Source organism: Ruegeria sp. CF1 (assembly GCF_056537445.1).
In genome coordinates this window covers 140,675-162,721 of sequence record NZ_JBQFRN010000010.1, presented here as the reverse complement: position 1 = coordinate 162,721, position 22,047 = coordinate 140,675, and the positions used below count along the sequence as shown (strand labels likewise).

The window sequence follows — 22,047 nt, the reverse complement described above, 5'->3', positions numbered from 1 at the left end:
GTCACTTAAAGTGTCGCGGGATGGAGCAGCCCGGTAGCTCGTCAGGCTCATAACCTGAAGGTCGCAGGTTCAAATCCTGCTCCCGCAACCAACTTTAGAAAATCCAAACACAGCCCGTGCGGACTACAATTGATCAACCCGATCAATTGCTTAACGATCAAACCTCGTCAGGCTCATAACATGAAGGTCGTAGTATCGTAGTCTCTACTGAGATGGACAAAAAGACAACGACGATCCGCTTGTCAGCATGCCTCTTAGAAGAGTGAGCAATGTAGTAGAGTTATCAGTTAAATTCAAACTTTCGTCACTGGACGCTTTCGAAGTGCAGGTTTTTCCGTAGTCCCGAGGATCTTTCCGAAACATCTTGTTTCCAATTCACGAACTAAGAGTTTCGAATTTAGCCGTGGACACATTTTTGCCATAATGCCATCCTGGCACAGAGGGCGGCATGTCTTTATTTTTAGCACTTTCTAGTTTTTCCAACTGGATTTGAGGGGGTTACCTAGTTCGATATGCCGCCCCACGAGCAATCTTCTGATCGTCCAATGAATGAAGCGCATTCTCGGTGGCGTTGATACAATGCGCGTTCAAACCTTTTGTATCGCGCATCTGGGTGTAGTTATGGTGTACCTCGACAGCGCCATTAGTTTCTATGGGCGCAGTTTCAGGTATCTTTCCATTGATCGTTGCGCGCCGAATGATGTGCAATCGGCGATGCAGAGGTGCAACAGGTCAAGATAGAAATGCCATCAGAACGACCCCAACTAACGTCCTGAGAGCGGTATCTGAGCAAGTAAGCGCTACCTGGATAGCAAGTTTCCGCAACGTAAACATAAGCTCACTTTTCGCCTTTCAAGACTTGCTCTATGCCGGGTGCAGCATTCCGGTGGGGGCCGATATGAAACTTAGTGCGTTGGAAATCCTTTGCGTCATTTTGGCAAGTGTTGTGGCAGTGGCTGGTTTTGCCGGAGCCGTGAATGCGCTTGTTTCAGCGATCTAATGTAGCACCGCAAAGTTGTAGGGCCTTTAGGCGCATGTTGTCGCGCTCGTGACAACTGTTCTCTCGGGGTGTCGGTGGCTTTGTAGTAAGACATTGAAACTAAAAAATTAAAGAAACACCATGTACTTCTTTTTCGTTCATCGTTGACACCGTCGTCACCCAAAGTGAACAGGTCTAGGGCCCGAAAACAAGCCCGCTTCGTCCAAATCACGCGGTGGCGGTATTAGATTGAAAGCGTCGCCTCACATTCCACCTAGCAGAGGGGTTGGCGAGGGGGTCGAGCCAACCCCTCTGAAGGGGATACACGGATCAGTGAAAGTGGTCCGTTGAGCTCAGGTTATGCGATGCGTGTAGGCCCGTATATTGGGGGTTCCCCGTAGTTGGGAAAATTAATCTTTCAGACACATTCCGGACATCTCGCCCAGATACCAAAACGATACGGCGCGCCTAGAAGATGTCTGATGATTTCTTGAGGGGGTACGAGTTTGGCGCGTCGTACCTTGACCCTCATTCAGTTTCCCAAAGCATTATATGAGGTTGATGACGGTGCCCTGTTTCAGGGATGCATCTGCTGCATCGGCCAGAACCTGCGCGCGCAGCCCATCGATGATACCGGGCGCAAGCTGTCCTGATCCGGACACGGCGGCAACGAAGTGGGCCATCTCGGCCTGATAGGCGCCCTCATAGCGTTCAAGAAAGAAATGCTGTGCGGGGGCTTTGCGGAAACCTGACGGAGTCGCGACTTCAACGGCGTTTTCCAGCATGTTTTCAGCCCTCAACATGCCTTTTTCACCATGCACCTCGATGCGCTGATCATAGCCGTAGCTGGCGCGGCGCGAGTTGGAGATCTGGCAAATCTTGCCACTGGCCGTCGTCAGGGTTACGGCTGCGGTGTCGATGTCTCCGGCTTTGCCGATCTCGGGATCGACGAGCGATGATCCAACAGCGTAAACGCTGATAGGTTCTTCGCCCAGCAAGAAACGTGCCATATCCAAGTCATGGATCATCATATCGCGGAACAACCCACCCGAGCTTTCGATATAGCTGATCGGTGGCGGCGAGGGGTCGCGGGACAGAATGGTAACAATTTCGACCGCGCCGATCTCATCTTCGGCGATGCGGGATTGAATATTGGCAAAGCTCGGATCAAAGCGGCGGTTGAAGGCCGTCATGAAGGGCACGCCGGTGGCTTCGACCACTTTGATGCAATCGCGGATGCGGTCAGCGGACATGTCCACTGGCTTTTCGCAGAAGATCGCTTTGCCGGCATTCGCCGCTTTATGGATCAGATCGTAGTGGGTGTCGGTCGGAGTGCCGATGACGACAGCATCGACATCTTTGCTTTCGATCAGTTCGTCCGCCGACAGGATCTGTGCGCCAGTTTTGTCGGCCAGCATCTGAGCCGGTTCTGTGAATGCGTCCGCCACTGCGCTCACCCGTGCGCCATCAATCTGCCCGATCGAGCGCGCATGAACCTGACCGATCCGCCCGCATCCCAATAGCCCAATATTCAGCATGTCATGCCCCTTTGAACGCTTTCAGTACTCGGCACGTCGCCTCGACCACCGGTTCATGTGTATCTTTCAGTATTTGAACGCGGTCGAACCTGTCCGGATCGGCATTCACGGCCGTTCGCAGGGCATTCCCAAAGGCCATTCGTAGCTCGGTCCCGATGTTAAATTTGCAGATTTTCGATCCGCGCGCCAGCGCAGCACGTTGCGCAACCGGCACGCCCGAGCCGCCATGGATCACCAGAGGTATATCGGTCACGGCTTCGATGGCGCGGATTTGGGCCTCGTCCAGACCGCCCTCTTTGTTCTGCTGCAAGTGGACGTTGCCGACCGAGATCGCCATTGCATCCACGCCGGTCTCTCGGGCGAATTGCGCAGCTTCCGCCGGGTCGGTTCCGTCCGAACCTTCACCACCCGAATAGCCGACAAAACCGATTTCCCCCTCGCAAGAGACACCAGCGGCATGGGCCATCTCGGCAATTGCAGCGGTCTCGGCGATATTCTGTTCCAAAGGCTTGCGTGAGCCGTCAAACATGACAGAGGTGAAGCCGCTGTCGATGGCGATGTGGCATTCGTCATAGGTGTAGCCATGGTCCAGATGCGCCACGACGGGCACGCTGGCACCTTCGGCCAGATGGCGGAACATCTTACCCAGAACCGGCAGCGGCGTGTGTTCACGGCAGGACGGTCCGGCTTGCAGAATGATGGGCACGCCTTCGGCTTCGGCAGCGACCACGTAGGCACGCATGTCCTCCCAGCCCAGCGTCACCAACCCGGCCACGGCATAGCCGTCGCGCAGCGCGGGTTGCAGCACGTCCGATAATGTCACAAGGCTCATTTGAACTTGGCCACCATGTCCATAATGCCCGGGATCGTATGCAGCTGGGCTGCATGGGTCGGTTGGAAATACTGCTTCAGCGAGCGCTGACTGAGCCCGCCGAGGATGGTGAAATAGTACATTTCATACCCCGGCAAAACTGCGCAGGGGTGATAGCCCTTGTCCAGCAGGATCGTCGAGCCATCCATGATGTGATAGGCATCACCCGGCTTGTTGTCTTCGCGCTGCAGCATCTGGACGCCAGAACCATAGTTGGGCCGGAAGCGGAAATTATAGGTTTCGTCATGGCGGGTTTCGATCATTTCGCCATCGTCGCTTTTGCGGTCGGTGTCATGTTTGTGGCTGGGAAAGCCGGACCAGCCGCCCTGACCCACGGTATAAAGTTCAGACACCAGCAAGCGGCCGACCTTGTCGTGATGGTTCGCGCCCAGAATGTGTTTGATCTTTCGATGGGTTTTGGTGTCGTCCGATCCATACTGCACCAGATCCAGCTCGGGTACGCGGACATCAAAGGGTTCAAGCACACGGTCGAATTTTGCGCCCGCGATGAAGGTTTCGGTTTCATCCGTCATGCAGGTTATTCGAACCTTGGCGCCGACGGGAACGTATACGCCCTCGGGCTCGCCATCCCAGACGTCGATGGTGCGGTTGCCAAGGTTGGTATAGATCGCGCCGTCCACATCGACATCCACGGTACCGGTGGCGGGCACGATGCAGGTCTCATAGCCCGGTACGGCATATTCGAACACCTCGCCCTTTTTCAGTTTGACGATGTTGAAATAGTTTAGCGGCACCAGATCATGGTCGGCATCGACGATAGGTTTGTTCTGGTTGTCATGGGGCGCGATATGCATCTGCGGCTCCTTTCAGGTATCGGTTGGGCCCGGGTGTTGGGCCAGAAATTCGTCAAGTTCGGGCGTCGTCGGCATGGCCCCGGCGCAGCCGGGTTTCGACACGACGATCGACGCGCAGGCCGAACCGCGCAGCACCGCATCGCGCAGGTCATGCCCCGCAGCGATCGAGGCCAGCAGTCCGGCCAGAAAACTGTCGCCTGCGCCGTTGGGCTTCACGGCGGTAACGGGGTAGATGCCGGTGCGGACCTCTTGCCCGTCTGCCAGCGTAATGGCCCCCTCATGGCCCATCTTGTAGATCACCATCTTGCCGTTGGCCGCCAATTCGCGGGCCTTGTCTAAACCTTTTTCGATGCCGCCCGCCATAAAGCCGAACTCTTCATCATTGCCTACGATCAGATTGCTTTCATTCCCTGCGCGGGTCAGAACCTCTGAGGCGACTTCGGGTGATGGCCAACTATAGGGGCGATAATCGATGTCGAAAATCACCGGCAGGCCTGAGGCGCGCGCATTTTCAAACGCGCGGAAGGTGGCCGAGCGTGAGGGTTCCGCAGCAAACACCGTGCCCGCCGTGATCAGGGCTGAGAAGGCGCTGTAGTCGACCTCATCCATATCCGCCTCGGTTACCTGGAAATCAGCGGCGCCGTTGCGGTAGATGACATTCTGAAAGTCTTCAATGCAACTTTCGTAGACAGCCAAGGACGTACGCGCCTCGCCACCCACAGCTCGGACATATCTCGTTTCAACGCCATAGTCCCGCAGCCGGTTCACACAAAACCGCCCCACGGCATCATCCGAGACCGAGGTGACCAGCGCCGCTTGCGATCCCAGCTTCACCAGTCCGGCGCAGATATTGGCGCTTGATCCGCCCAGATCGGCGCGAAACACTTGTGCGTCTTCGCTTTTGGTTCCGACCGGATCCGCAAACATGTCCATTCCGGCCCTGCCGAACACGGCAAAGCGGTTACCTTTTATACCTTCGATCAGAGTCACGTGCGCCCCTCGGTATTGCCTGCCCGCGCGGCATCCAGCACCTCGGGGTAGGGATAATTCAGGCCCAGCAACTGCCGCAGATCGGGACTTGCCTGATCAAGGAAATCCTGCGGTAGCGCAGCGGGCATATCTTCCATCGGTTTAACCCATTTGGGCAGATACTGGATCAGGATCGCGCTGCGGTCGTGATCCGCTTTGTTCGGCATCGCGCAATGCCACGTCACGCCATAGAACAGAGCAACATCGCCAGGCTCACCGGTCATCTGCTCGCATTTGTCATAGAACTTGTCTTCGGGCGTGGGATAACGAAGCTCTTTCTGCGATCCGGGTACATAGCCGGTCGCGCCGCTTTCCTTGGTGAACGGGTCCAGCAAAACCGAGACCTGTGCATTCATTGGAAATGATCCATTCAGACCGACGGGATGCGTTTCGGGGCTGTGAAAGTCCCAATAGGGATAGTCGACATGCGGCTCCTGCCCCGGCCCGCCCGGCAGGATGCGATTGGCAGCGATCGAGCCCATGATGAACTCGGTCCCCAGAAACTTGCGGAGGATCTTCATCAGAACCGGATGTGCAGCCATGCGTGAAAACACGTCGCCCTTGGCCAACAGGTTCCAGACCCGCCGCTGCAGGTTCAGTTTGCCATCTTCTTCCGCAGCGCCTTGGAAATGGGTCACTTTCTCGGCCGCCGTTTCGGATTCGGCCATGACGATGGCACGTGCCTCGGCGATCTCTTCAGGGGTGAAAAGGCCCGAGATTGCGACGACTCCATCACCGTTCAGCAATTCATCCACAATGACGTCTGGGTCAGCCGTTTCTGCCTTGAACCGTTTCATCAGATGCCCTTGCGTTGTTTTTCGCGGGTCGATTCCCATTCGACATGGGCATCACGAACCCTCTCGTCAGCCGAAGTGTGGGGTGTTCCAACCTCCCACCATGCATGGCCTTCAGTGGTCCAGCCTTCATAGGCGTCCACGTTCATCACAATCACATAAGTCTTATCGCTGGCCTTGGCGCGCTTGAACGCTTCGGCCAGTTCCGCCGGGTTCGCGACCTTTTCGCTGGTGGCCCCCATCGAGGCCGCGTGGGCCGCGAAATCAACGCCAAAGGCTTCGGGGATGGTGGGGCAGTCTTCCAGCAGGTTGTTGAAGCTTTCGTTGCCTGTGTTGTTCTGCAGCTTGTTGATGACTGCAAAACCGCCATTGTCCAGCACCAGAACAATCATCTTCTTACGGCTCAGAACCGAGGAATAGATGTCCGAGTTCAGCATCAGATATGAGCCATCACCGCAGAAGGTAATCGTGTCCTTATCCGGCTCACGCTCAGATTGGGCAATGCGCGCGCCCCAAGCGCCCGCGATCTCATAGCCCATGCAGGAGAATCCGAACTCGACATCAACGGTGCCAATATCCAGCGTGCGCCAATTGGCAGTGACCTCGGCGGGCAAACCTCCGGCAGCGGCGACCACACGGTCACGCGGGTCGCAAAGCTCGTTCACAACGCCGATGGCTTGCGCGTAGGAGTTTGGGCGGTTCCCGTAAGACACATTTTCGGCCACGTAGGCATCCCACTTGCGCCGTTCGACTTGTGCCAGAGCCACCCAGTCGGGCGGGGCGGTATAGTCAACAGCCTGTGTTAGAGCCTGAATCGACAGCTTGGCATCCCCAACAACTGGCAAGGACATGTGCTTACCCGCATCATGCCGCGCAGCATTGATCGAGATGAACTGAGCGTCCTTGGCAAAGGCAGTCCACGAGCCGGTTGTGAAATCCTGCAAGCGCGTCCCGACGGCGACAATCACATCGGCTTGTTCCGCAATTGCGTTGGCACTGTCCGATCCAGTGACGCCAATCGGGCCAATGTTCAGCGGATGGGTCGCCAGCATATTGGCGCGGCCCGCGATGGTTTCGACGACCGGAATCTGAAACTTTTCGGCGAATTCGGTCAAATCGGTCACGGCTTTGGAATACTGCACGCCCCCACCCGCGATGATCATCGGGCGTTTCGCGCCGGCCAACGCGGTAGCGGCATCGGTGATTTCATGAGCATCGGGAGATTGGCGGCGAATGCGATGCACTTTTTTTTCAAAGAACTTCACCGGGTAGTCATAGGTCCAACCCTGCACATCCTGTGGCAACCCAAGGAACGCCGGCCCGCAATCGCCCGGGTCCAGCATTGTCGCTATAGCGGCGGGCAGAGATTGAATGACCTGTGCCGGATGCGTGATGCGATCCCAATAGCGGCTGACCGGTTTGAAGGCGTCATTCACACCAAACGTCGGGTCATAGTAATTCTCCATCTGCTGCAGAACCGGATCCGGTAAGCGGGTGATGAACGTGTCCCCGCACAACATCAGCATTGGCAGCCGGTTCGCATGGGCCAGTCCAGCAGCAGTCAACAGATTCGCAGTGCCGGGGCCTGCGCTAGCGGTGCAGAACATGAATCGCTGACGCAGCCACTGCTTGGCATAGCCTGCGGCGGCGAATCCCATGCTCTGTTCATTCTGTCCGCGATACAACGGCAGCTCATCCCGGACAGTATTCAGTGCCTCGCCCAGGCAGGTCACATTGCCATGACCAAAAATCCCGAAGCCCCCGCCACATAGGCGATATTCCTGACCATCGATCTCTATAAATTGGTTCGACAGCCAGCGAATGATCGCCTGCGCCGTTGTCAGGTAAACAGTTTCGTGTTGCGCGGACATGTCTGCGGGCTCCTTTAGGAAAATTATGATGCAGTGCCGAATGCAGCTTGCGAGAGTCCTATTCTCACGATACAAGTTTTGCAACCGGTTGCAAATGGTTTTCAAGAAAAAGCGAGGGAGGACGTCGGAATGGCAGAGATCGGCATTGGCATTCTAGGCGGCGGATATATGGGCAAGGCTCATGCGGTCGCCATGTCCTCGGTTGGGGCGGTGTTCAACACGGCCTTGCGACCACGGTTAGAGATGGTGTGCGCCTCGTCACCGGAAAGCGCTGAGCGGTATCGTCAGGCCTATGGATTCGCGCGCTCGACGGATGACTGGCGTGTGTTGGTGAACGACCCGAAGGTCGAGGCCGTTGTGATCGCCACGCCTCCGGAAACACATCGCGAGATCGCTCAGGCAGCGTTTGCGCTGGGCAAACCGGTGCTGTGTGAAAAGCCTTTGGGCGCGTCGCTGGAGGATGGTGCGGCGATGTCAGCAGCGGCCGAGGCCTCGGGCTTGGCCAACATGGTTGGTTTCAACTATATCCGCACCCCGGCCAGCCAATACGCTCGCGCTCTGATAGCCGAAGGAGAGATCGGCGACATCACATGGTTTCGGGGTGAGCATACCGAAGATTTCTACGCGCACCCTCAAGCCCCGGCAACCTGGCGTACAACAGGAATGTCGAACGGAACGATGGGTGATCTTGCGCCTCATATGATCAATGCCGCACTGGCTTTGATCGGCCCGATTTCACGCGTGATGGCCGAGGTCGAAACCGTGCACAATAGCCGCCCGGGTGGCGAAGTTGACAATGACGACCACGCTCAGATGATGGTGCGGTTCGCGAACGGAGCAATGGGATCGATCTATATCAGTCGAATCGCGACTGGGCGCAAGATGGGCTATGCCTATGAGATCAGTGGCACCAAGGGTGCGATCCGCTTTGATCAGGAAGACCAGAACGTTTTGTGGCTCTACCGTATGGAGGGTCCCGAAGCTGAGCGTGGCTTTCGTAAGATCCTGACCGGCCCTGCGCACCCGGACTATGAGCCGTTCTGTCAAGGGCCGGGCCATGGCACGGGCTATCAGGATCAGATCATCATCGAGGCGCGAGATTTCCTGCGCGCGATCGAGACAGGTAAACCGGTCTGGCCGACCTTCCACGACGGGCATGAGGTCAACCGGGTCGTCGCTGCGGCATTGGCATCGTCAGCGGATGAAAGCTGGAAAAATATCGAAGATTTCTGAGCATCGGAGACAAGACAAGATGAGCATCAGAATTGGCAATGCGCCCTGTTCCTGGGGCGTGGAATTTGCGCAGGACCCGCGCAATCCGCATTGGAAAACCGTTCTCAGCGAATGCGCTGCGGCCGGGTATAAGGGTATCGAACTCGGCCCGGTGGGTTTCATGCCCGAAGACCCTGCGGTGCTGGCCGATGCGCTGGCCGAGCATGATCTTGAACTGATCGGCGGCGTTGTGTTCCGCAACTATCACGACCCCGACGCGTGGGAAGACGTGCTGGACGCCACCCACCGCACCGCTCGCGCATTGAAAGCGCATGGGGCGCAGCACATGGTGCTGATCGATGCGATCTCACCCCGCCGCGCGCCAACCGCTGGTCGCGCCGATGAGGCTGAGCAGATGGACAAGGCCGAGTGGACGGCGTTCCGGGATCGGATTTCTGAAAGCGCGCGGATCGGGTCCGAGGAATACGGGCTGACCGTTGGGATGCACGCTCATGCTGCGGGCTTCATGGACTTTGAACCTGAACTTATCCGTTTGCTGGACGAGGTCGATGAAAGCCTTCTTAAAATTTGCTTCGATACGGGGCATCACTCTTATGCCGGGTTCGATCCGGTCGGCTTCATGAAGCGCTACGTTGATCGGATCTCGTACATGCACTTCAAGGATATCTCTCCGACAGTGAAAGCGGATGTAATTGCCAATCGGACGGGCTTCTATGATGCTTGCGGGCAGGGGATTTTCTGCAATCTGGGCGACGGCGACGTGGACTTTCCGACCGTTCGCCAGGTGCTGCTGGACGCTGGTTTCACAGGATGGTGCACGGTCGAGCAGGATTGCGACCCAACGCTCGACCCTGATCCTGTAGGGGACGCGCGGAAGAATCGTGAATACCTTGAATCAATTGGTTTCAGTTAAGGAGGTCCAGACCATGACCAAGCTGAAATGGGGCATGATCGGAGGCGGCGAAGGTAGCCAGATCGGACCGGCGCACCGGTTGGGGGCGCTGGCGGACGGGCATTTCCAATTCACCGCCGGAGCGCTGGATCACAGGCCTGACATTGGTCGCGAATACGCCCAACGATTGGGTATCGCGGCAGACCGAGCCTACGGCGACTGGACCGAGATGCTGGAAGGTGAGCGCGGGCGCGAGGATCGGATTGATCTGGTCACTGTAGCCACTCCAAATGCGACGCATTTCGAGATCACCAAAGCGTACCTTGAGGCCGGGTTCAACGTGCTGTGCGAAAAGCCCATGACCATGACGGTGGAAGAGGGCGAAGAGATTGTCAAAGTCGCCGAGAAATCAGGGAAGATTTGCGCGGTAAACTACTGTTACTCGGCTTATCCGATGGTGCGTCAGGCTCGCGCGATGGTGCGCGCAGGTGAGATCGGCAAAATCCGTCTGGTCGTTACCAATTTCAGTCACGGCCATCACGGAGACGCCACTGATGCTGACAATCCACGCGTGCGCTGGCGCTATGATCCTGCGATGGCGGGTGTTTCCGGGCAGTTCGCTGATTGCGGTATCCACGCGATGCACATGGCCGGATTCATTGCGGATGATGAGGTCGAGACCCTGTCTGCAGATTTTGCTTCAACCATTGGCAGCCGTGAACTTGAAGATGATGCCATGGTCAACTTCCGCACGACAAAAGGCGCTGTTGGCCGGTTATGGACCTCTTCGGTCGCCATCGGTCGGCAGCACGGGTTCGACATTCAGGTGTTCGGAGAAACCGGCGGTCTGCGATGGGCGTCGGAGCAGCCGAACCAGCTTATCTACACGCCTGTTGGTGGTCGCCTGCAGATCATAGAAAAAGGCGAAGGCGGGCTGCATGAAGACGCGCAGCGACTCAGCCGGGTGGCGATTGCGCATCCCGAAGGGTTCCCGTTGGCGGTTGCGAATATCTATTGCGATCTCGCAGATGCTATTGCCGGGGAAACCCGCGACGGCTTGCCAAATGCGGCAGACGGCGTGCGGTCGATGGCGGCTGTGCATACAGCGGTCGAGTCGGCGAAAAAGGGCAGCGCGTGGATGGATGCCCGGCCACCGATGTTTCGTTAACTCTCAGATACGGGGCGCAATGTGCCCCGTTCCACCACCGAACATGGGAATATCCGCGCCTCCGGATATCGGTCGGGTTCGTTCAGGGTTGCCACCATTAGCTCGATCGAGGAACTCACGATTTGCCGGATCGGCTGATGGATGGTGGTGAGATCAATATTCTCCCACCGTGCCATTTCCATGTCGTTCAGGCCGATGATGCCGATGTCTTCGGGCACCTTTAGGCCACTATCCAGAATTGCGGACAACACCCCGATGGACAACACGTCATCGCCGCAGAAATATGCATCAGCCCGCTCAGATTGGAGCAAGCGTAGCATTTCCTGACGACCTGCATCGAATGAGTAAGCCTCAGCAAACGAGCAGGTCACATCAATGCTAGGATGCCGGGCCATCTCTGACATGAAGCCTGCATGGCGATCCTGGGTCGAGGTCGCCGCTTCGGGTCCGCCTAGAAAGGCTACTTTCGTATAACCACGCGCGACCAGCTCGCGGGCCGCCATGCGTCCGCATTCCACATTGTCAATCCCGACCACATGAACCTGCGGTGAAGAGGATGACCGGCCAAAGCTGTGCACCACTGGTACGCCAGCATCCCGAAACGCTTTTGCGAACCCGGGCGGTAAGGTCGACGACGCTACGACAACGCCATCGACCGAATATTGGCGCAGCATTCGTACCGAATTTTCGGGTTCAACCTCGTCGGTCAGATTCACCAGCAATGGGCGCAGGCCTCGGTCCTGCAGCCCCCTGGTAAAGAGGTCGAAAACTTCAAGAAATATCGGGTTGTGGAAGTTGTTCGAGACCAGTCCGATCAGCTTAGTTCGGCCTGTGGTCAGAGATGAAGCCAGTGCATTTGGGCTGTATCCCAGCTCACGCGCGGCCTTCTCGACTTTTCGGCGCATCTTGTCGGAAACCGAGGCCCCATCGGTGAAAGTGCGCGACACCGCCGAGCGTGAAACGCCGGCGCGTTCTGCAACCTCTTTCAATGTGACAGCCATGATCCGTCTGACCTTCCTGCGTTTAGTGGCAGTCCTTTTACCTGTATTCTTTGGCAGATACAGTATGAAACACATCTGACACCGTTTGCAACCGGTTGCAAAATTTTGACAGATATGCTCTAACTCGAGTCGGAGAGGTGCGAAGGACTGCCTCAATCCGCGATAACATGAGTTTTGGGAGGACATCATGACTTCACTGACGAAGAAGTTGGCGCTGGCGGCGGCGGTAGCTGCGACGCCTCTGATCGCAGCCACGGGCGCTGCGGCGGAAGGTGAGAAATACATTCTGGTCAGCCACGCGCCAGACAGCGACAGCTGGTGGAACACGATCAAGAACGGCATCGCGCTGGCAGGCGACCAGATGGGTGTCGAAGTCGAATACCGCAATCCGCCCACTGGCGACCTTGCTGATATGGCGCGGATTATCGATCAGGCGGCTGCTTCGGGTCCGAACGGGATCATTACCACGTTGGCGGATTATGATGTGTTGAGCGGACCGATCAAATCAGCGGTCGATGCGGGCGTTGATGTCATCATCATGAACACTGGTACGCCGGATCAGGCCCGGGAAGTTGGTGCCCTGATGTATGTGGGGCAGCCCGAATATGATGCCGGATTTGCTGCAGGCCAGCGCGCCAAGGGTGACGGCATCGGCTCGTTCCTTTGTGTGAACCACTATATCGTTCAGCCCTCAAGCCAGGAACGTTGTCAGGGCTTTGCAGACGGCTTGGGCATTGAACTGGGGGATCAGATGATCGACGCCGGCCAGGACCCAGCCGAGATCAAGAACCGCGTGCTGGCCTATCTGTCGGCGAACCCGGATACTGATGCGGTTCTGACACTGGGTCCAACCTCGGCTGATCCGACAATTCTGGCGCTGGAAGAAAATGGTATGGCCGGTGACATCTATTTCGGCACCTTCGATCTGGGTGGTGAGATTGTCAAAGGCATCAAGTCTGGCGTGATCCAGTGGGGAATTGATCAGCAGCCCTTCCTGCAGGCTTACCTGCCGGTTGTTGTGATGACCAACTACCACCGCTATGGCGTTTTGCCGGGCAACAACATCAATTCGGGTCCCGGCTTCGTAACTGCTGATGGTCTGACCAAGATCGAAGAATTTGCTGGCGAGTACCGCTGATTCTTACAGCGCGGGCGCCCCGCCAAAGCGGCGCCCGCCAACAACTATCTGACGCAAAATCACTGCTTAACTCGGAGGGGCGTTCTAATGAGCGAGTCTGCTCAAAACACGGCTGTAACCGACGAACGGATTAAAGAAATATCGCCGCTGCGCAAGGCCTTGATCCGGCCTGAACTTGGCGGGATGGTCGGCACCGTTGCCGTCTTCACCTTCTTCCTTTTGTTCGCTTTTGACAGCGGCATGTTCAATGCACAGGGCATGATGAACTGGTCGGTTGTCTCGGCGCAGTTCATGATCATCGCCGTGGGTGCCTGCCTTCTGATGATCGCGGGTGAGTTTGACCTGTCAGTCGGATCGATGATCGGCTTTTCGGGCATGATGATCGCAATTTTTTCGGTCACGCTGGCGTGGCCGGTCTGGATGGCCATTATCGTCACATTTGCGATGGCGGTGGCAATCGGCGCGCTGAACGGTTGGATCGTGATCCGGACTGGGCTGCCTAGCTTTATCGTAACGCTGGCCTTCCTGTTCATCTTGCGCGGCTTCACCATCTTCCTGCCGCAGGTGATCGAGCGTAAAACTATCATTGGCGGCGTAAAGGACGCGGCCGAAGGCGATTGGCTGGCGCCGATCTTTGGTGGTAAAATTTTGCAGGGATTGTTCCAATGGCTCGGGGATGCCGGGATCATCGCCGTATTCGAGCGTGGCACTCGCGCCGGTCAGCCAGTTGTGGATGGTATTCCAATGCTGATCGTTTGGGCGATCGCACTGATCATCTTTGGTCACGTGCTGCTCACCAAAACGCGGTTCGGCAACTGGATCTTCGCCTCGGGCGGGGATGCTGAGGCGGCGCGCAACTCGGGTGTGCCTGTGAACCGGGTCAAGATTCTGATGTTTATGTTCACGGCCTTCTGCGCCACTGTCTTCGCTGTCTGCCAGGTGATGGAGTTCGGATCGGCTGGTGCTGACCGGGGTCTGCTAAAAGAGTTCGAGGCGATCATCGCCGTGGTCATCGGCGGCGCGCTTCTGACCGGAGGATACGGCTCGGTACTGGGCGCGGCGCTGGGCGCGTTGATCTTTGGCGTGGTGCAACAGGGGTTGTTCTTTGCCGGTGTCGAAAGCTCGCTGTTCCGGGTCTTCCTTGGGGTGATCCTGCTGGGGGCTGTGATCCTCAACACCTATATTCGCCGCATCATCACGGGAGAGCGTTGATATGAATCCCGAACATGAACCCATCATCCAGATGAAAAACATCGAAAAGCACTTCGGCAGCGTGATCGCGCTGGCGGGTGTCTCGGTGGACGTGTTTCCCGGTGAATGTCACTGCCTTCTCGGCGACAACGGTGCGGGCAAGTCGACCTTCATCAAAACCATGTCGGGCGTGCACCAGCCCACCCACGGAGAAATCCTGTTCGAAGGCCACCCCATGCATTTCGCCGACCCGCGTGATGCCATCGAGGCCGGGATCGCAACCGTGCACCAGCATCTGGCCATGATCCCGTTGATGTCGGTCTCGCGCAACTTCTTCATGGGCAATGAGCCGGTAAAGAAGGTCGGACCTCTTCACTTCTTTGATCATGACTATGCCAACAAGGTCACGATGGAAGAGATGAAGAAAATGGGGATCAACCTGCGCGGCCCTGATCAGGCGGTGGGCACGCTGTCAGGTGGTGAACGCCAGACCGTCGCCATCGCGCGGGCGGTGCATTTCGGGGCGAAGGTTCTGATCTTGGATGAACCGACCTCGGCCCTTGGGGTGCGCCAAACAGCCAACGTTCTGGCGACCATCGACAAGGTGCGCAAGCAGGGTATTGCAGTGGTCTTTATTACTCATAACGTCCGCCATGCGTTGGCAGTGGGGGACCGGTTCACGGTACTCAACCGCGGTCAAACGCTGGGTACGGCGCAGCGTGGCCAGATCACCCCGGAAGAGCTGCAGGACCTGATGGCCGGTGGTCAGGAGATGGTCGAGCTTGAAGGCAGTCTGGGCGGAACCGTCTGATACTTTTTTGCCCCGCTGGCTGTGCTGGCGGGGTGACTACTTCTTCTCGAAGTACAATATGACTTCACCCAGCCTTACGCCAAAACGCGAAACATAGGCTCGGTTCAATAACCGGTCATCCGACAACAACCACATCCAGTCATCAAAATTGACACGCATGGTGCCGTCTTTGACGGGCAGGTCGATTTTGTACTTCCAGTTAAACGTATCGCCCCTTTCGACCCCACTGGCTGTGCCCAGCACACCGGGAGCGGTGCCGGTCCAGGTGTCATCGCCGGTCTTGGTCAGGGTCCAGATCCGTTGTTCAGTCGCACCATCGTCATAGACGAAATCTTCGACAAGCGTCAGAGTCTCTCCGTCCCATGTGCCGTCAATATCGACCTGGAAGCGACGCGGGACATTACCTAGTACATCCTGAAACTGACCATAAGCGACAGTCTTACCTTCGAAGAACTCTTCAAGGTTCAGCTGACGATCTGACAGAAACGATTTTGGTATACGCGGTTTGGCCGAGCATGCGGCGAGGATGGCCAACCCCGCGATCGCGACACCTGCAATAAGGGTACGGCGGGCGATCATTGCAAAACCCTCAGCTCAGAGTCTGTATCGTGGCCGTTTGCGTCATGCAGATGGGTGGATTTCACTTCAGGCGCAGGGCGCATCGTGGCGACCAGCTCGGCCATCTTGATCCCGAATTTTCGCATCTCGGACCGGTTCATGATTACACCGTTCTCCGTCAGATACATCCAGTCGGTCACATCCAGTGTATGCCCGCCCGCGTCCTCGGGCAGGATGATGCGATAGGTCAGCTTGACGGTTGAGCCCGAAATCACGCCTTTGCCCTCGCCGACAATATCGTCCGCTGTTGCGGTGAAAGTGTTGCCCGTGCCCAACGTCAGATGCCATTTGCGGGTCATCTGTTTGCCGTTGGAATAGGTGAAATACTCGGAAAGCGTACCGGTGTTGCCATCCCATTCGCCGACCATACGCGCGACAAAGCTGTTCGACATCTTGCCGTTAGGGCCATAGATCAGCCCTTCCGACAGGATCTCTCCATTCAGGTTCTTCTTCAGCGAAAACTCAGGCCCGGTTCCGCTGTAGTCGGAAGGTGATTGCGAGCGGAAACTGAGGAACCGGTTCTTCACAGCAAACAGCGCAAAAATCGCAAGCAGACAGATCAGGAGCGTTTTCATTTGGCAGAGACCTCTGTCGGGAGGGTCAGGACCATGCCAAACGCTCCGAGTTTCAAGATGCAGGGCAGCACCGCATAGGCGAGGGTGAGTGTATTCAAAGCCTCGGCAGAATTGGCCTGTCCAGGTGTAAAGCCGCTGCGTTCCAGTAGCGGCAGTGTGAAAAAGGCGGCCAGAGCTAGACCCAGCTTACCTGCGAAAGACCAGATGCCGAACGCAGCAGATGCGTTCAGCCCGGCCCGGGTCAGAACGACCGAGAACATTGCGGGCAGGACAACCATGTCCGCCCCAAGCGCCGCGCCGGATGCGAGGCATATGATGGCGAAACCGACGAGATTCCCAGGGGCTAGAAGAGCGGCCCCGACAAAGCCGAGAATGGCCAGCGGCATGGCGATCATCAGAGTCTGTTTCGGGCCAATCCGATTGCTGAGCCTGGCCCAGAACGGAACGCTGAGCCCGGCGCTGAGGAAGAACAGGATCAGCAATGGCCCCGCTTTGCCTGGCAGTTGCAGCCGATCTTCAACAAAGAACAGAAACAGGGTCGAGGTGATGGCGACGGGCAGGCTGTTGACCAACGCAAGGGCAAGCAGACGTAAAGCCCCTGCCTGTCCTAGGCCTGCAAAGGACAACCCTTGACCGGTGATCGGCGTGCGTCGCCACATTGGCAGGGTAACAGCCAGAGTCACAACGCTCAGAAGCCCGAGAAACATTCCAAAGGCCGGATACCCTTGCGCGGCTGCGCCAAGCGCCACGAACACAGCGGGTGCTGCGGCTGCTATGATAACTCCGGTCAGTTGTCCGCCTTCGCGGAAGGCGGCCAGTGTCATCAGTTCCTTCGCGCTAGCCTGTTTCGCCAGCGTGGCGCTGCGGCCATAAAGCAAGATGGTCCCGAGGCTGTAGGCCGAGAATAACAGGATCAGAATAGACACTAATGCGGCGATACTTGCCCCTTCTGGCAAACCAAACAGCAGTGGAAATCCAATTGCTAGACCCAACGCAGCGGCGGCGGCAAATAACATTTGCCCTGCGGGCCAGCGATCAATGGCCCAGCCAATCAGTGGATCTTGCACCAGGTCGACGAGCCGAATGACCAGCAGAATGGTGCCAATGACCCCCAGCCCGATACCGAGATTCACGGCGGCAAAGCGCGGCAGGTGGATGTAAAGCGGGATACCTGCTGCAGCAAGCATCAGCGCATAGAGGCTGACACGCGGGTACAGCATCACTGCCCCTTCAACTGCTGTGTGAACGAGGCGGATCGTGTATTGTTACCCAGAAAAATTGACATGAAGCTGCGTGTAATACCCGGATTTGTCAGGGTGCAGGTTTTGCTTCCGTTGCGCCAGAAGCTGACGCTGTTGGGGCCTTGCGCGATGGCCAGATAGCTATCGCCTTTGCTGACCGCCTGAAAACAGCCCTGCAATTGGGCTTCCGTCGGCGCAGAATTGCCTTGTCGGGCCATCTCTTCCAGTGTCGACTCGACCAGCGCTTTTTGTTTCAGGTTTTTTCGATAGGTCAATTGTAGGCCGAAATTCTCGTTCCAGCTGAATGCGGCACCGCCGGGCGTGTAAAGCTTGGCGTCATAGAGCGGCAGCCCCAGAAAACGGAATGTCCCGGTGCCGCGCAGCTTAGGGTCTTTGATTGCATCCGACAAAGGCGAAGCCGCCAATCCGCCGGGGACCATCAGCGCCAGTGACAGCAGCGCAGCGCAACAGGTTCTATACGCTGGCCGAAACAGCGAGGTCCGTTTCAGGGATACCATTGTCAGCTCCGATGCTCTGCGGGATGGCGGTGAGGCGCTCGACAACATGCATTGCGCTAGCAATCCCGTCTTCGTGGAAACCATGCCGGTTATACGCCCCGGCAAACCAGGTTCGGTTCTGTCCCTGCATCTCGCGGATTTGCCCTTGCGCGCGCAGGGCGGCTTTGTCGAACACCGGATGGGCGAACTCGACCTCGTCATAGATTTTGTCCGCTGGAATGTCTGATGCGGCGTTCAGGGTCACAAACAGCGGGTCACTGTCGGGGATATTCTGAAGCCGATTCATCCAATATGTGACCCCAACATTGCCCTTTTGCGATCGATAGGTCCAACTGGACCAGCAAGCACGCCGCCTGGGCATTTGGCGGGGATCACAGTGCAGGATAGCTTTGTTCGGTTGATATCTAATCGCGCCGAGCGCCGCTTTTTCCGCTTTGGTCGCTGCATCGCCCAGAATGGCGAGAGACTGATCGGAGTGGGTGGCCAGGATGATCTCATCAAACAGATCGGCGTCGCCGCCGGCATGCACCGTGACACCCAGATCGTGCCGTTCGATCCGCTGAACGGGCGAGGCCACACGAATGTCGGCCCCCCGCGTACGCAGAGCGGCCTCGATCCGGCGGACATATTCGATGCTGCCGCCTTTCACGGTGTACCACTGGTGCTGATTGGCACGGCCCGAGGCCAGCAGCGCGTGATTGCGGAAGAACTGCACCAGCGAGCGGGCTGGGAACTGATCGACGAACTCGACCGGAGTTGACCAGATCGCGCCGCACATCGGCATCAGATAATTGTGCCGGAACCAGTGGCCGAGACGCAGTTGATCCACAAGCTCACCGATCGTGGTGTCGTCGTCCTGCGCGGCTTCGGGGGCCTCTTTGCCAAACCGCAGGATATCGGCGATCATCTTGTAATAGGCTGGACGCGCGAGGTTGCGTTTCTGCGCGGTCAAAGTGCGCAGATTGTTCAACCCATATTCGATGCGGCCATTGTCGATAGTTGCACCAAAGCTCATCTCACTTTTGGTGACCGGCACGTTCAGCTCATCAAACAGCCGGGTCAAATAGGGGTATGTGACATAGTTGAAGACGATGAAACCGGTATCTACCGGCTGATCTCCGTTCTTTCCGGCCATCACCGTGCGGGCGTGGCCGCCCAGTCGGGGCTCAGCCTCGAACAAGGTTATATCGTTGTCTTCGGAAAGGTAATAAGCTGCGGAGAGACCTGAAATGCCTGCGCCTATGACTGCGATTTTCTTGCGTACGCCCCGGGTTTCGTCGAACATTCCATCCTCGTTATTCGGTATTTACAACAAGATACGCAGGGAATGAGCCTTTGGATCAACCGCGTTAGAAGTTTTTTTCCGACGCGCTATGTAGTGTTATCTGGCCGAATGCTACGAGCGCTGGGCGTGATCCATTGCTGCTGTCAGAACGTATTCGACCTAGTAGTACGAAAAAAGACTTACGCATGAGCAGTTTTGACGGAAAAACCTATTGGATCATTGGCGCCAGCGAAGGGCTGGGCCGTTGCTTGGCCGAAAAGCTGAGCCGCGAAGGCGCACATCTGATCCTTTCTGCTCGCAATGCCGAGCGATTGGATGAAATCTGTGGCACCTTGCCTAATGCACGTGCTGTACCGATGGATGTGACTGATCTCGACACTGTGCGCCGCGCTGTGGTGGAGGCTGGCTCAATTGACGCGCTTGTCTACAACGCAGGCGCCTATGAGCCGATCAGTACGTCAGATTGGGACACCGATGCCGCTTTGGCGATCAGCGATGTGAACTATTCCGGTGCGCTTCGGGTGTTGGGTGAAACCGTCCCAGGATTTGTGGGCTCAGGCAGTGGTGATATCACGCTGATCGGGTCGCTTGCCGGGTATCATGGGCTTCCCAATGCGATCTCGTACGGGGCCAGCAAGGCTGCGCTGATCTCGCTGGCCGAGACCATGCGACACGATCTGGCAGGGTCAGGCGTGACGGTGCGCATTGTCAATCCGGGGTTCATCAAGACCCGTCTGACCGACAAGAACAGTTTCAAAATGCCGATGCTGATGACACCCGAAGATGCGGCCGATCGCGTATTGCGCGCCATGTCCCGTCGCCGGTTTCGAACCGATTTCCCGGTACCGTTCTCATGGGTTGTGCGCCTGATCGATTATTTGCCCGATATTCTGGTGTACCGGGGAAAGTGACCCTATCCGCAAGTAAGCCTCTGAATTGTGCCTGCGCCGTTCACATAAACGTTCAGCCGGTCGATGCGATAATCCTGCGTGGCAATATCATCCGGGCCCAGAACGCGCGACCGTTCAGGCAGTTGGGCTTGTATGGTTGAAACCGGCTCACCAATGGTGTTCGCGAACGGTTCTCCCTTGCAAAATGCAAGTTCAACCGGTGCCTCCTCTAGTTCAAGCGCCGCGTCCTGCGGTGCAGAGGTCTCAGAACATGCGGTCAGAAGAATTAGGATCGGAAATAAACGGTACATTGGCGCAGGGCTTTCTGGTGATGTCGTTTCTGAAATATCAAAGATTTAGCCAACCTGTCATGAAAGCGCAGTTGAAAAAACCCTGTATTTGACGCAGGGTCGGGCAAAACAGACAGGGAGACAAGCACCATGCGTACCCGTGCCGCCGTCGCCGTTCAGGCAGGCAAACCTTTGGAAGTGATGGACGTAAACCTTGAAGGCCCCAAAGCGGGCGAGGTTCTGGTCGAGATCAAGGCGACAGGCATTTGCCATACCGATGAATTCACCCTGTCGGGCGCCGACCCTGAAGGCTTGTTTCCCGCCATTCTGGGCCATGAAGGCGCAGGTGTCGTGCTTGAGGTCGGCCCGGGTGTAACCAGCCTGAAACCCGGCGATCACGTCATCCCGCTTTATACGCCCGAGTGCCGTGAGTGCGAATACTGCCTGCATCCCAAGACCAACCTGTGCCAGGCAATTCGCGAAACCCAAGGCCAGGGCCTCATGCCGGATGGCACCTCGCGTTTTTCTACGTTGGATGGCGATCCGATCCTGCACTACATGGGCTGCTCGACCTTCTCGAACCATACGGTTCTGCCTGAAATCGCGCTCGCCAAAGTGCGTGAGGACGCGCCCTTTGACAAGATCTGCTATATCGGCTGCGGCGTGACCACCGGAATTGGCGCGGTGATCAACACTGCAAAGGTAGAAATTGGCAGCCGTGCCATCGTGTTCGGTTTGGGCGGTATCGGCCTGAACGTGATTCAGGGCCTGCGTCTGGCTGGCGCGGATCAGATCGTGGGCGTTGATTTGAATCCAGCCAAGGTGGAAATGGCGACCAAGTTCGGCATGACGGATTTCGTGAACCCCTCTGAGGTCGAAGGTGATCTGGTGCCGTATCTGGTCAACCTGACCAAGGGCGGCGCGGATTATACCTTTGACGCCACAGGCAATGTCGGCGTAATGCGAGCGGCACTGGAATCGGCTCACAAGGGCTGGGGTGAATCGATCATCATCGGTGTGGCACCTGCGGGCGCTGAAATCTCGACTCGACCGTTCCAACTGGTTACTGGCCGCTCATGGCGTGGCACCGCGTTTGGCGGAGCGCGTGGACGCACCGACGTCCCGAAAATCGTGGATTGGTACATGGACGGGAAGATTGAGATCGACCCCATGATTACCCACACCATGGGCCTGGATGACATCAACCACGGTTTCGACCTGATGCATAAGGGCGAGAGTATCCGATCAGTGGTCGTCTACTAAGGCTCTATAAGGGCTGAAATGGATTGCACGGCGCGC

At 57.1% G+C, this 22,047-nt stretch carries 21 protein-coding genes and 1 tRNA gene; 9 read left to right on the top strand and 13 right to left on the bottom strand.

The genetic code is table 11. The features are described from left to right. Positions 1-14 precede the first annotated feature (14 nt). A tRNA-Met gene (locus tag ACRZ96_RS16810) sits at positions 15-91 on the top strand. A 1,436-nt stretch (positions 92-1,527) separates the two neighbouring features. Here ACRZ96_RS16810 and iolG read toward each other — a convergent pair. From iolG to iolD, 6 genes are read right to left on the bottom strand one after another with little or no spacing between them, the layout of a single operon-like run. After that, complete coding sequence (gene iolG / locus ACRZ96_RS16805; protein ID WP_480814857.1) at positions 1,528-2,517, bottom strand: inositol 2-dehydrogenase; 990 nt, start codon at positions 2,515-2,517, stop codon at positions 1,528-1,530. A 1-nt stretch (position 2,518) separates the two neighbouring features. Then, positions 2,519-3,349: a class II fructose-bisphosphate aldolase gene (locus ACRZ96_RS16800; protein ID WP_480814856.1), complete on the bottom strand. Its 831-nt coding sequence runs from the start codon at positions 3,347-3,349 to the stop codon at positions 2,519-2,521. Beyond that, complete coding sequence (locus tag ACRZ96_RS16795; protein ID WP_170395026.1) at positions 3,346-4,203, bottom strand: 5-deoxy-glucuronate isomerase; 858 nt, start codon at positions 4,201-4,203, stop codon at positions 3,346-3,348. The genes ACRZ96_RS16800 and ACRZ96_RS16795 overlap by 4 nt, the downstream gene beginning before the upstream one ends. A 12-nt stretch (positions 4,204-4,215) precedes the next feature. Further along, on the bottom strand, positions 4,216-5,193 hold the full coding sequence (gene iolC, locus ACRZ96_RS16790) for a 5-dehydro-2-deoxygluconokinase (protein ID WP_480814855.1): 978 nt from the start codon (positions 5,191-5,193) through the stop codon (positions 4,216-4,218). Continuing rightward, a complete protein-coding gene (locus ACRZ96_RS16785) occupies positions 5,190-6,029 on the bottom strand; it encodes a phytanoyl-CoA dioxygenase family protein (protein WP_170395022.1) in 840 nt (279 codons plus the stop codon). Before ACRZ96_RS16785 ends, iolC begins: the two co-directional genes overlap by 4 nt. Continuing rightward, positions 6,029-7,897 (bottom strand): 3D-(3,5/4)-trihydroxycyclohexane-1,2-dione acylhydrolase (decyclizing), encoded by a 1,869-nt coding sequence (iolD, locus tag ACRZ96_RS16780; RefSeq protein ID WP_480814854.1) that lies wholly within the window; start codon positions 7,895-7,897, stop codon positions 6,029-6,031. The genes ACRZ96_RS16785 and iolD overlap by 1 nt, the downstream gene beginning before the upstream one ends. 129 nt (positions 7,898-8,026) lie before the next feature. Between iolD and ACRZ96_RS16775 the strand changes: the two genes are divergently transcribed. Genes ACRZ96_RS16775 through ACRZ96_RS16765 form a run of 3 tightly spaced genes read left to right on the top strand, consistent with a single transcriptional unit; the run spans position 8,027 to position 11,190 of the window. Then, positions 8,027-9,130: a Gfo/Idh/MocA family protein gene (locus ACRZ96_RS16775; protein WP_170395018.1), complete on the top strand. Its 1,104-nt coding sequence runs from the start codon at positions 8,027-8,029 to the stop codon at positions 9,128-9,130. Between the two features lie 19 nt (positions 9,131-9,149). Then, positions 9,150-10,043, top strand: a complete 894-nt coding sequence (locus ACRZ96_RS16770; RefSeq protein WP_170515248.1) for a sugar phosphate isomerase/epimerase family protein — start codon at positions 9,150-9,152, stop codon at positions 10,041-10,043. Positions 10,044-10,056: 13 nt separating this feature from the next. Further along, positions 10,057-11,190: a Gfo/Idh/MocA family protein gene (locus ACRZ96_RS16765; protein WP_480706587.1), complete on the top strand. Its 1,134-nt coding sequence runs from the start codon at positions 10,057-10,059 to the stop codon at positions 11,188-11,190. Here the strand turns inward: ACRZ96_RS16765 and ACRZ96_RS16760 are convergent. Beyond that, positions 11,187-12,191: a LacI family DNA-binding transcriptional regulator gene (locus ACRZ96_RS16760; RefSeq protein ID WP_170395012.1), complete on the bottom strand. Its 1,005-nt coding sequence runs from the start codon at positions 12,189-12,191 to the stop codon at positions 11,187-11,189. The two genes, ACRZ96_RS16765 and ACRZ96_RS16760, sit on opposite strands and share 4 nt — an antisense overlap. A 187-nt stretch (positions 12,192-12,378) precedes the next feature. Here ACRZ96_RS16760 and ACRZ96_RS16755 point away from each other — a divergent pair, with 187 nt between their 5' ends. The 3 genes from ACRZ96_RS16755 to ACRZ96_RS16745 all read left to right on the top strand — a co-directional run bounded on the left by ACRZ96_RS16755 (position 12,379) and on the right by ACRZ96_RS16745 (position 15,331). Next, positions 12,379-13,329: a sugar ABC transporter substrate-binding protein gene (locus ACRZ96_RS16755; protein ID WP_170395010.1), complete on the top strand. Its 951-nt coding sequence runs from the start codon at positions 12,379-12,381 to the stop codon at positions 13,327-13,329. Positions 13,330-13,416: 87 nt separating this feature from the next. After that, positions 13,417-14,541 carry an ABC transporter permease gene (locus ACRZ96_RS16750; protein ID WP_170395008.1) on the top strand — a complete coding sequence of 375 codons (1,125 nt, stop codon included), beginning with the start codon at positions 13,417-13,419 and terminating at the stop codon, positions 14,539-14,541. Between the two features lies 1 nt (position 14,542). Further along, positions 14,543-15,331 carry an ATP-binding cassette domain-containing protein gene (locus ACRZ96_RS16745; RefSeq protein WP_170395006.1) on the top strand — a complete coding sequence of 263 codons (789 nt, stop codon included), beginning with the start codon at positions 14,543-14,545 and terminating at the stop codon, positions 15,329-15,331. Between the two features lie 36 nt (positions 15,332-15,367). On the opposite strand, the gene ACRZ96_RS16740 is transcribed toward ACRZ96_RS16745, so the two are convergent. The 5 genes from ACRZ96_RS16740 to ACRZ96_RS16720 are packed head-to-tail and all read right to left on the bottom strand — an operon-like array spanning position 15,368 to position 19,568. Continuing rightward, positions 15,368-15,910 (bottom strand): DUF3833 domain-containing protein, encoded by a 543-nt coding sequence (locus ACRZ96_RS16740; protein WP_170395003.1) that lies wholly within the window; start codon positions 15,908-15,910, stop codon positions 15,368-15,370. Then, positions 15,907-16,524: a DUF3833 domain-containing protein gene (locus tag ACRZ96_RS16735; protein ID WP_480771874.1), complete on the bottom strand. Its 618-nt coding sequence runs from the start codon at positions 16,522-16,524 to the stop codon at positions 15,907-15,909. Before ACRZ96_RS16735 ends, ACRZ96_RS16740 begins: the two co-directional genes overlap by 4 nt. Then, complete coding sequence (locus ACRZ96_RS16730) at positions 16,521-17,744, bottom strand: MFS transporter (RefSeq protein ID WP_480771873.1); 1,224 nt, start codon at positions 17,742-17,744, stop codon at positions 16,521-16,523. The genes ACRZ96_RS16735 and ACRZ96_RS16730 overlap by 4 nt, the downstream gene beginning before the upstream one ends. Beyond that, entirely contained in the window at positions 17,744-18,283 is a 540-nt protein-coding gene (locus ACRZ96_RS16725) for a hypothetical protein (RefSeq protein ID WP_170819159.1), read from the bottom strand. Before ACRZ96_RS16725 ends, ACRZ96_RS16730 begins: the two co-directional genes overlap by 1 nt. After that, on the bottom strand, positions 18,240-19,568 hold the full coding sequence (locus ACRZ96_RS16720) for an NAD(P)/FAD-dependent oxidoreductase (RefSeq protein ID WP_480814853.1): 1,329 nt from the start codon (positions 19,566-19,568) through the stop codon (positions 18,240-18,242). The genes ACRZ96_RS16725 and ACRZ96_RS16720 overlap by 44 nt, the downstream gene beginning before the upstream one ends. 185 nt (positions 19,569-19,753) lie before the next feature. Between ACRZ96_RS16720 and ACRZ96_RS16715 the strand changes: the two genes are divergently transcribed. After that, positions 19,754-20,479 (top strand): SDR family NAD(P)-dependent oxidoreductase, encoded by a 726-nt coding sequence (locus tag ACRZ96_RS16715; RefSeq protein ID WP_170613430.1) that lies wholly within the window; start codon positions 19,754-19,756, stop codon positions 20,477-20,479. Between the two features lie 2 nt (positions 20,480-20,481). On the opposite strand, the gene ACRZ96_RS16710 is transcribed toward ACRZ96_RS16715, so the two are convergent. Beyond that, positions 20,482-20,769 carry an I78 family peptidase inhibitor gene (locus tag ACRZ96_RS16710; protein ID WP_170408581.1) on the bottom strand — a complete coding sequence of 96 codons (288 nt, stop codon included), beginning with the start codon at positions 20,767-20,769 and terminating at the stop codon, positions 20,482-20,484. 129 nt (positions 20,770-20,898) lie between these two features. Here ACRZ96_RS16710 and ACRZ96_RS16705 point away from each other — a divergent pair, with 129 nt between their 5' ends. After that, positions 20,899-22,011, top strand: coding sequence for an S-(hydroxymethyl)glutathione dehydrogenase/class III alcohol dehydrogenase (locus tag ACRZ96_RS16705; protein WP_170394983.1), 1,113 nt, complete (start codon positions 20,899-20,901; stop codon positions 22,009-22,011). Positions 22,012-22,047 lie beyond the last annotated feature (36 nt).

Bases quoted from the DNA above. Each gene is read 5' to 3' on its own strand.
- ACRZ96_RS16775 (WP_170395018.1), top strand. From the start codon at position 8,027: ATGGCAGAGATCGGCATTGGCATTCTAGGCGGCGGATATATGGGCAAG.
- ACRZ96_RS16770 (WP_170515248.1), top strand. From the start codon at position 9,150: ATGAGCATCAGAATTGGCAATGCGCCCTGTTCCTGGGGCGTGGAATTT.
- ACRZ96_RS16710 (WP_170408581.1), bottom strand. From the start codon at position 20,769: ATGTACCGTTTATTTCCGATCCTAATTCTTCTGACCGCATGTTCTGAG.
- ACRZ96_RS16725 (WP_170819159.1), bottom strand. From the start codon at position 18,283: ATGGTATCCCTGAAACGGACCTCGCTGTTTCGGCCAGCGTATAGAACC.
- ACRZ96_RS16755 (WP_170395010.1), top strand. From the start codon at position 12,379: ATGACTTCACTGACGAAGAAGTTGGCGCTGGCGGCGGCGGTAGCTGCG.
- ACRZ96_RS16800 (WP_480814856.1), bottom strand. From the start codon at position 3,349: ATGAGCCTTGTGACATTATCGGACGTGCTGCAACCCGCGCTGCGCGAC.
- ACRZ96_RS16760 (WP_170395012.1), bottom strand. From the start codon at position 12,191: ATGGCTGTCACATTGAAAGAGGTTGCAGAACGCGCCGGCGTTTCACGC.
- ACRZ96_RS16730 (WP_480771873.1), bottom strand. From the start codon at position 17,744: ATGCTGTACCCGCGTGTCAGCCTCTATGCGCTGATGCTTGCTGCAGCA.
- ACRZ96_RS16750 (WP_170395008.1), top strand. From the start codon at position 13,417: ATGAGCGAGTCTGCTCAAAACACGGCTGTAACCGACGAACGGATTAAA.
- ACRZ96_RS16745 (WP_170395006.1), top strand. From the start codon at position 14,543: ATGAATCCCGAACATGAACCCATCATCCAGATGAAAAACATCGAAAAG.
- ACRZ96_RS16715 (WP_170613430.1), top strand. From the start codon at position 19,754: ATGAGCAGTTTTGACGGAAAAACCTATTGGATCATTGGCGCCAGCGAA.
- ACRZ96_RS16765 (WP_480706587.1), top strand. From the start codon at position 10,057: ATGACCAAGCTGAAATGGGGCATGATCGGAGGCGGCGAAGGTAGCCAG.
- ACRZ96_RS16720 (WP_480814853.1), bottom strand. From the start codon at position 19,568: ATGTTCGACGAAACCCGGGGCGTACGCAAGAAAATCGCAGTCATAGGC.
- ACRZ96_RS16705 (WP_170394983.1), top strand. From the start codon at position 20,899: ATGCGTACCCGTGCCGCCGTCGCCGTTCAGGCAGGCAAACCTTTGGAA.
- iolG (WP_480814857.1), bottom strand. From the start codon at position 2,517: ATGCTGAATATTGGGCTATTGGGATGCGGGCGGATCGGTCAGGTTCAT.
- ACRZ96_RS16740 (WP_170395003.1), bottom strand. From the start codon at position 15,910: ATGATCGCCCGCCGTACCCTTATTGCAGGTGTCGCGATCGCGGGGTTG.
- iolD (WP_480814854.1), bottom strand. From the start codon at position 7,897: ATGTCCGCGCAACACGAAACTGTTTACCTGACAACGGCGCAGGCGATC.
- ACRZ96_RS16785 (WP_170395022.1), bottom strand. From the start codon at position 6,029: ATGAAACGGTTCAAGGCAGAAACGGCTGACCCAGACGTCATTGTGGAT.
- ACRZ96_RS16795 (WP_170395026.1), bottom strand. From the start codon at position 4,203: ATGCATATCGCGCCCCATGACAACCAGAACAAACCTATCGTCGATGCC.
- ACRZ96_RS16735 (WP_480771874.1), bottom strand. From the start codon at position 16,524: ATGAAAACGCTCCTGATCTGTCTGCTTGCGATTTTTGCGCTGTTTGCT.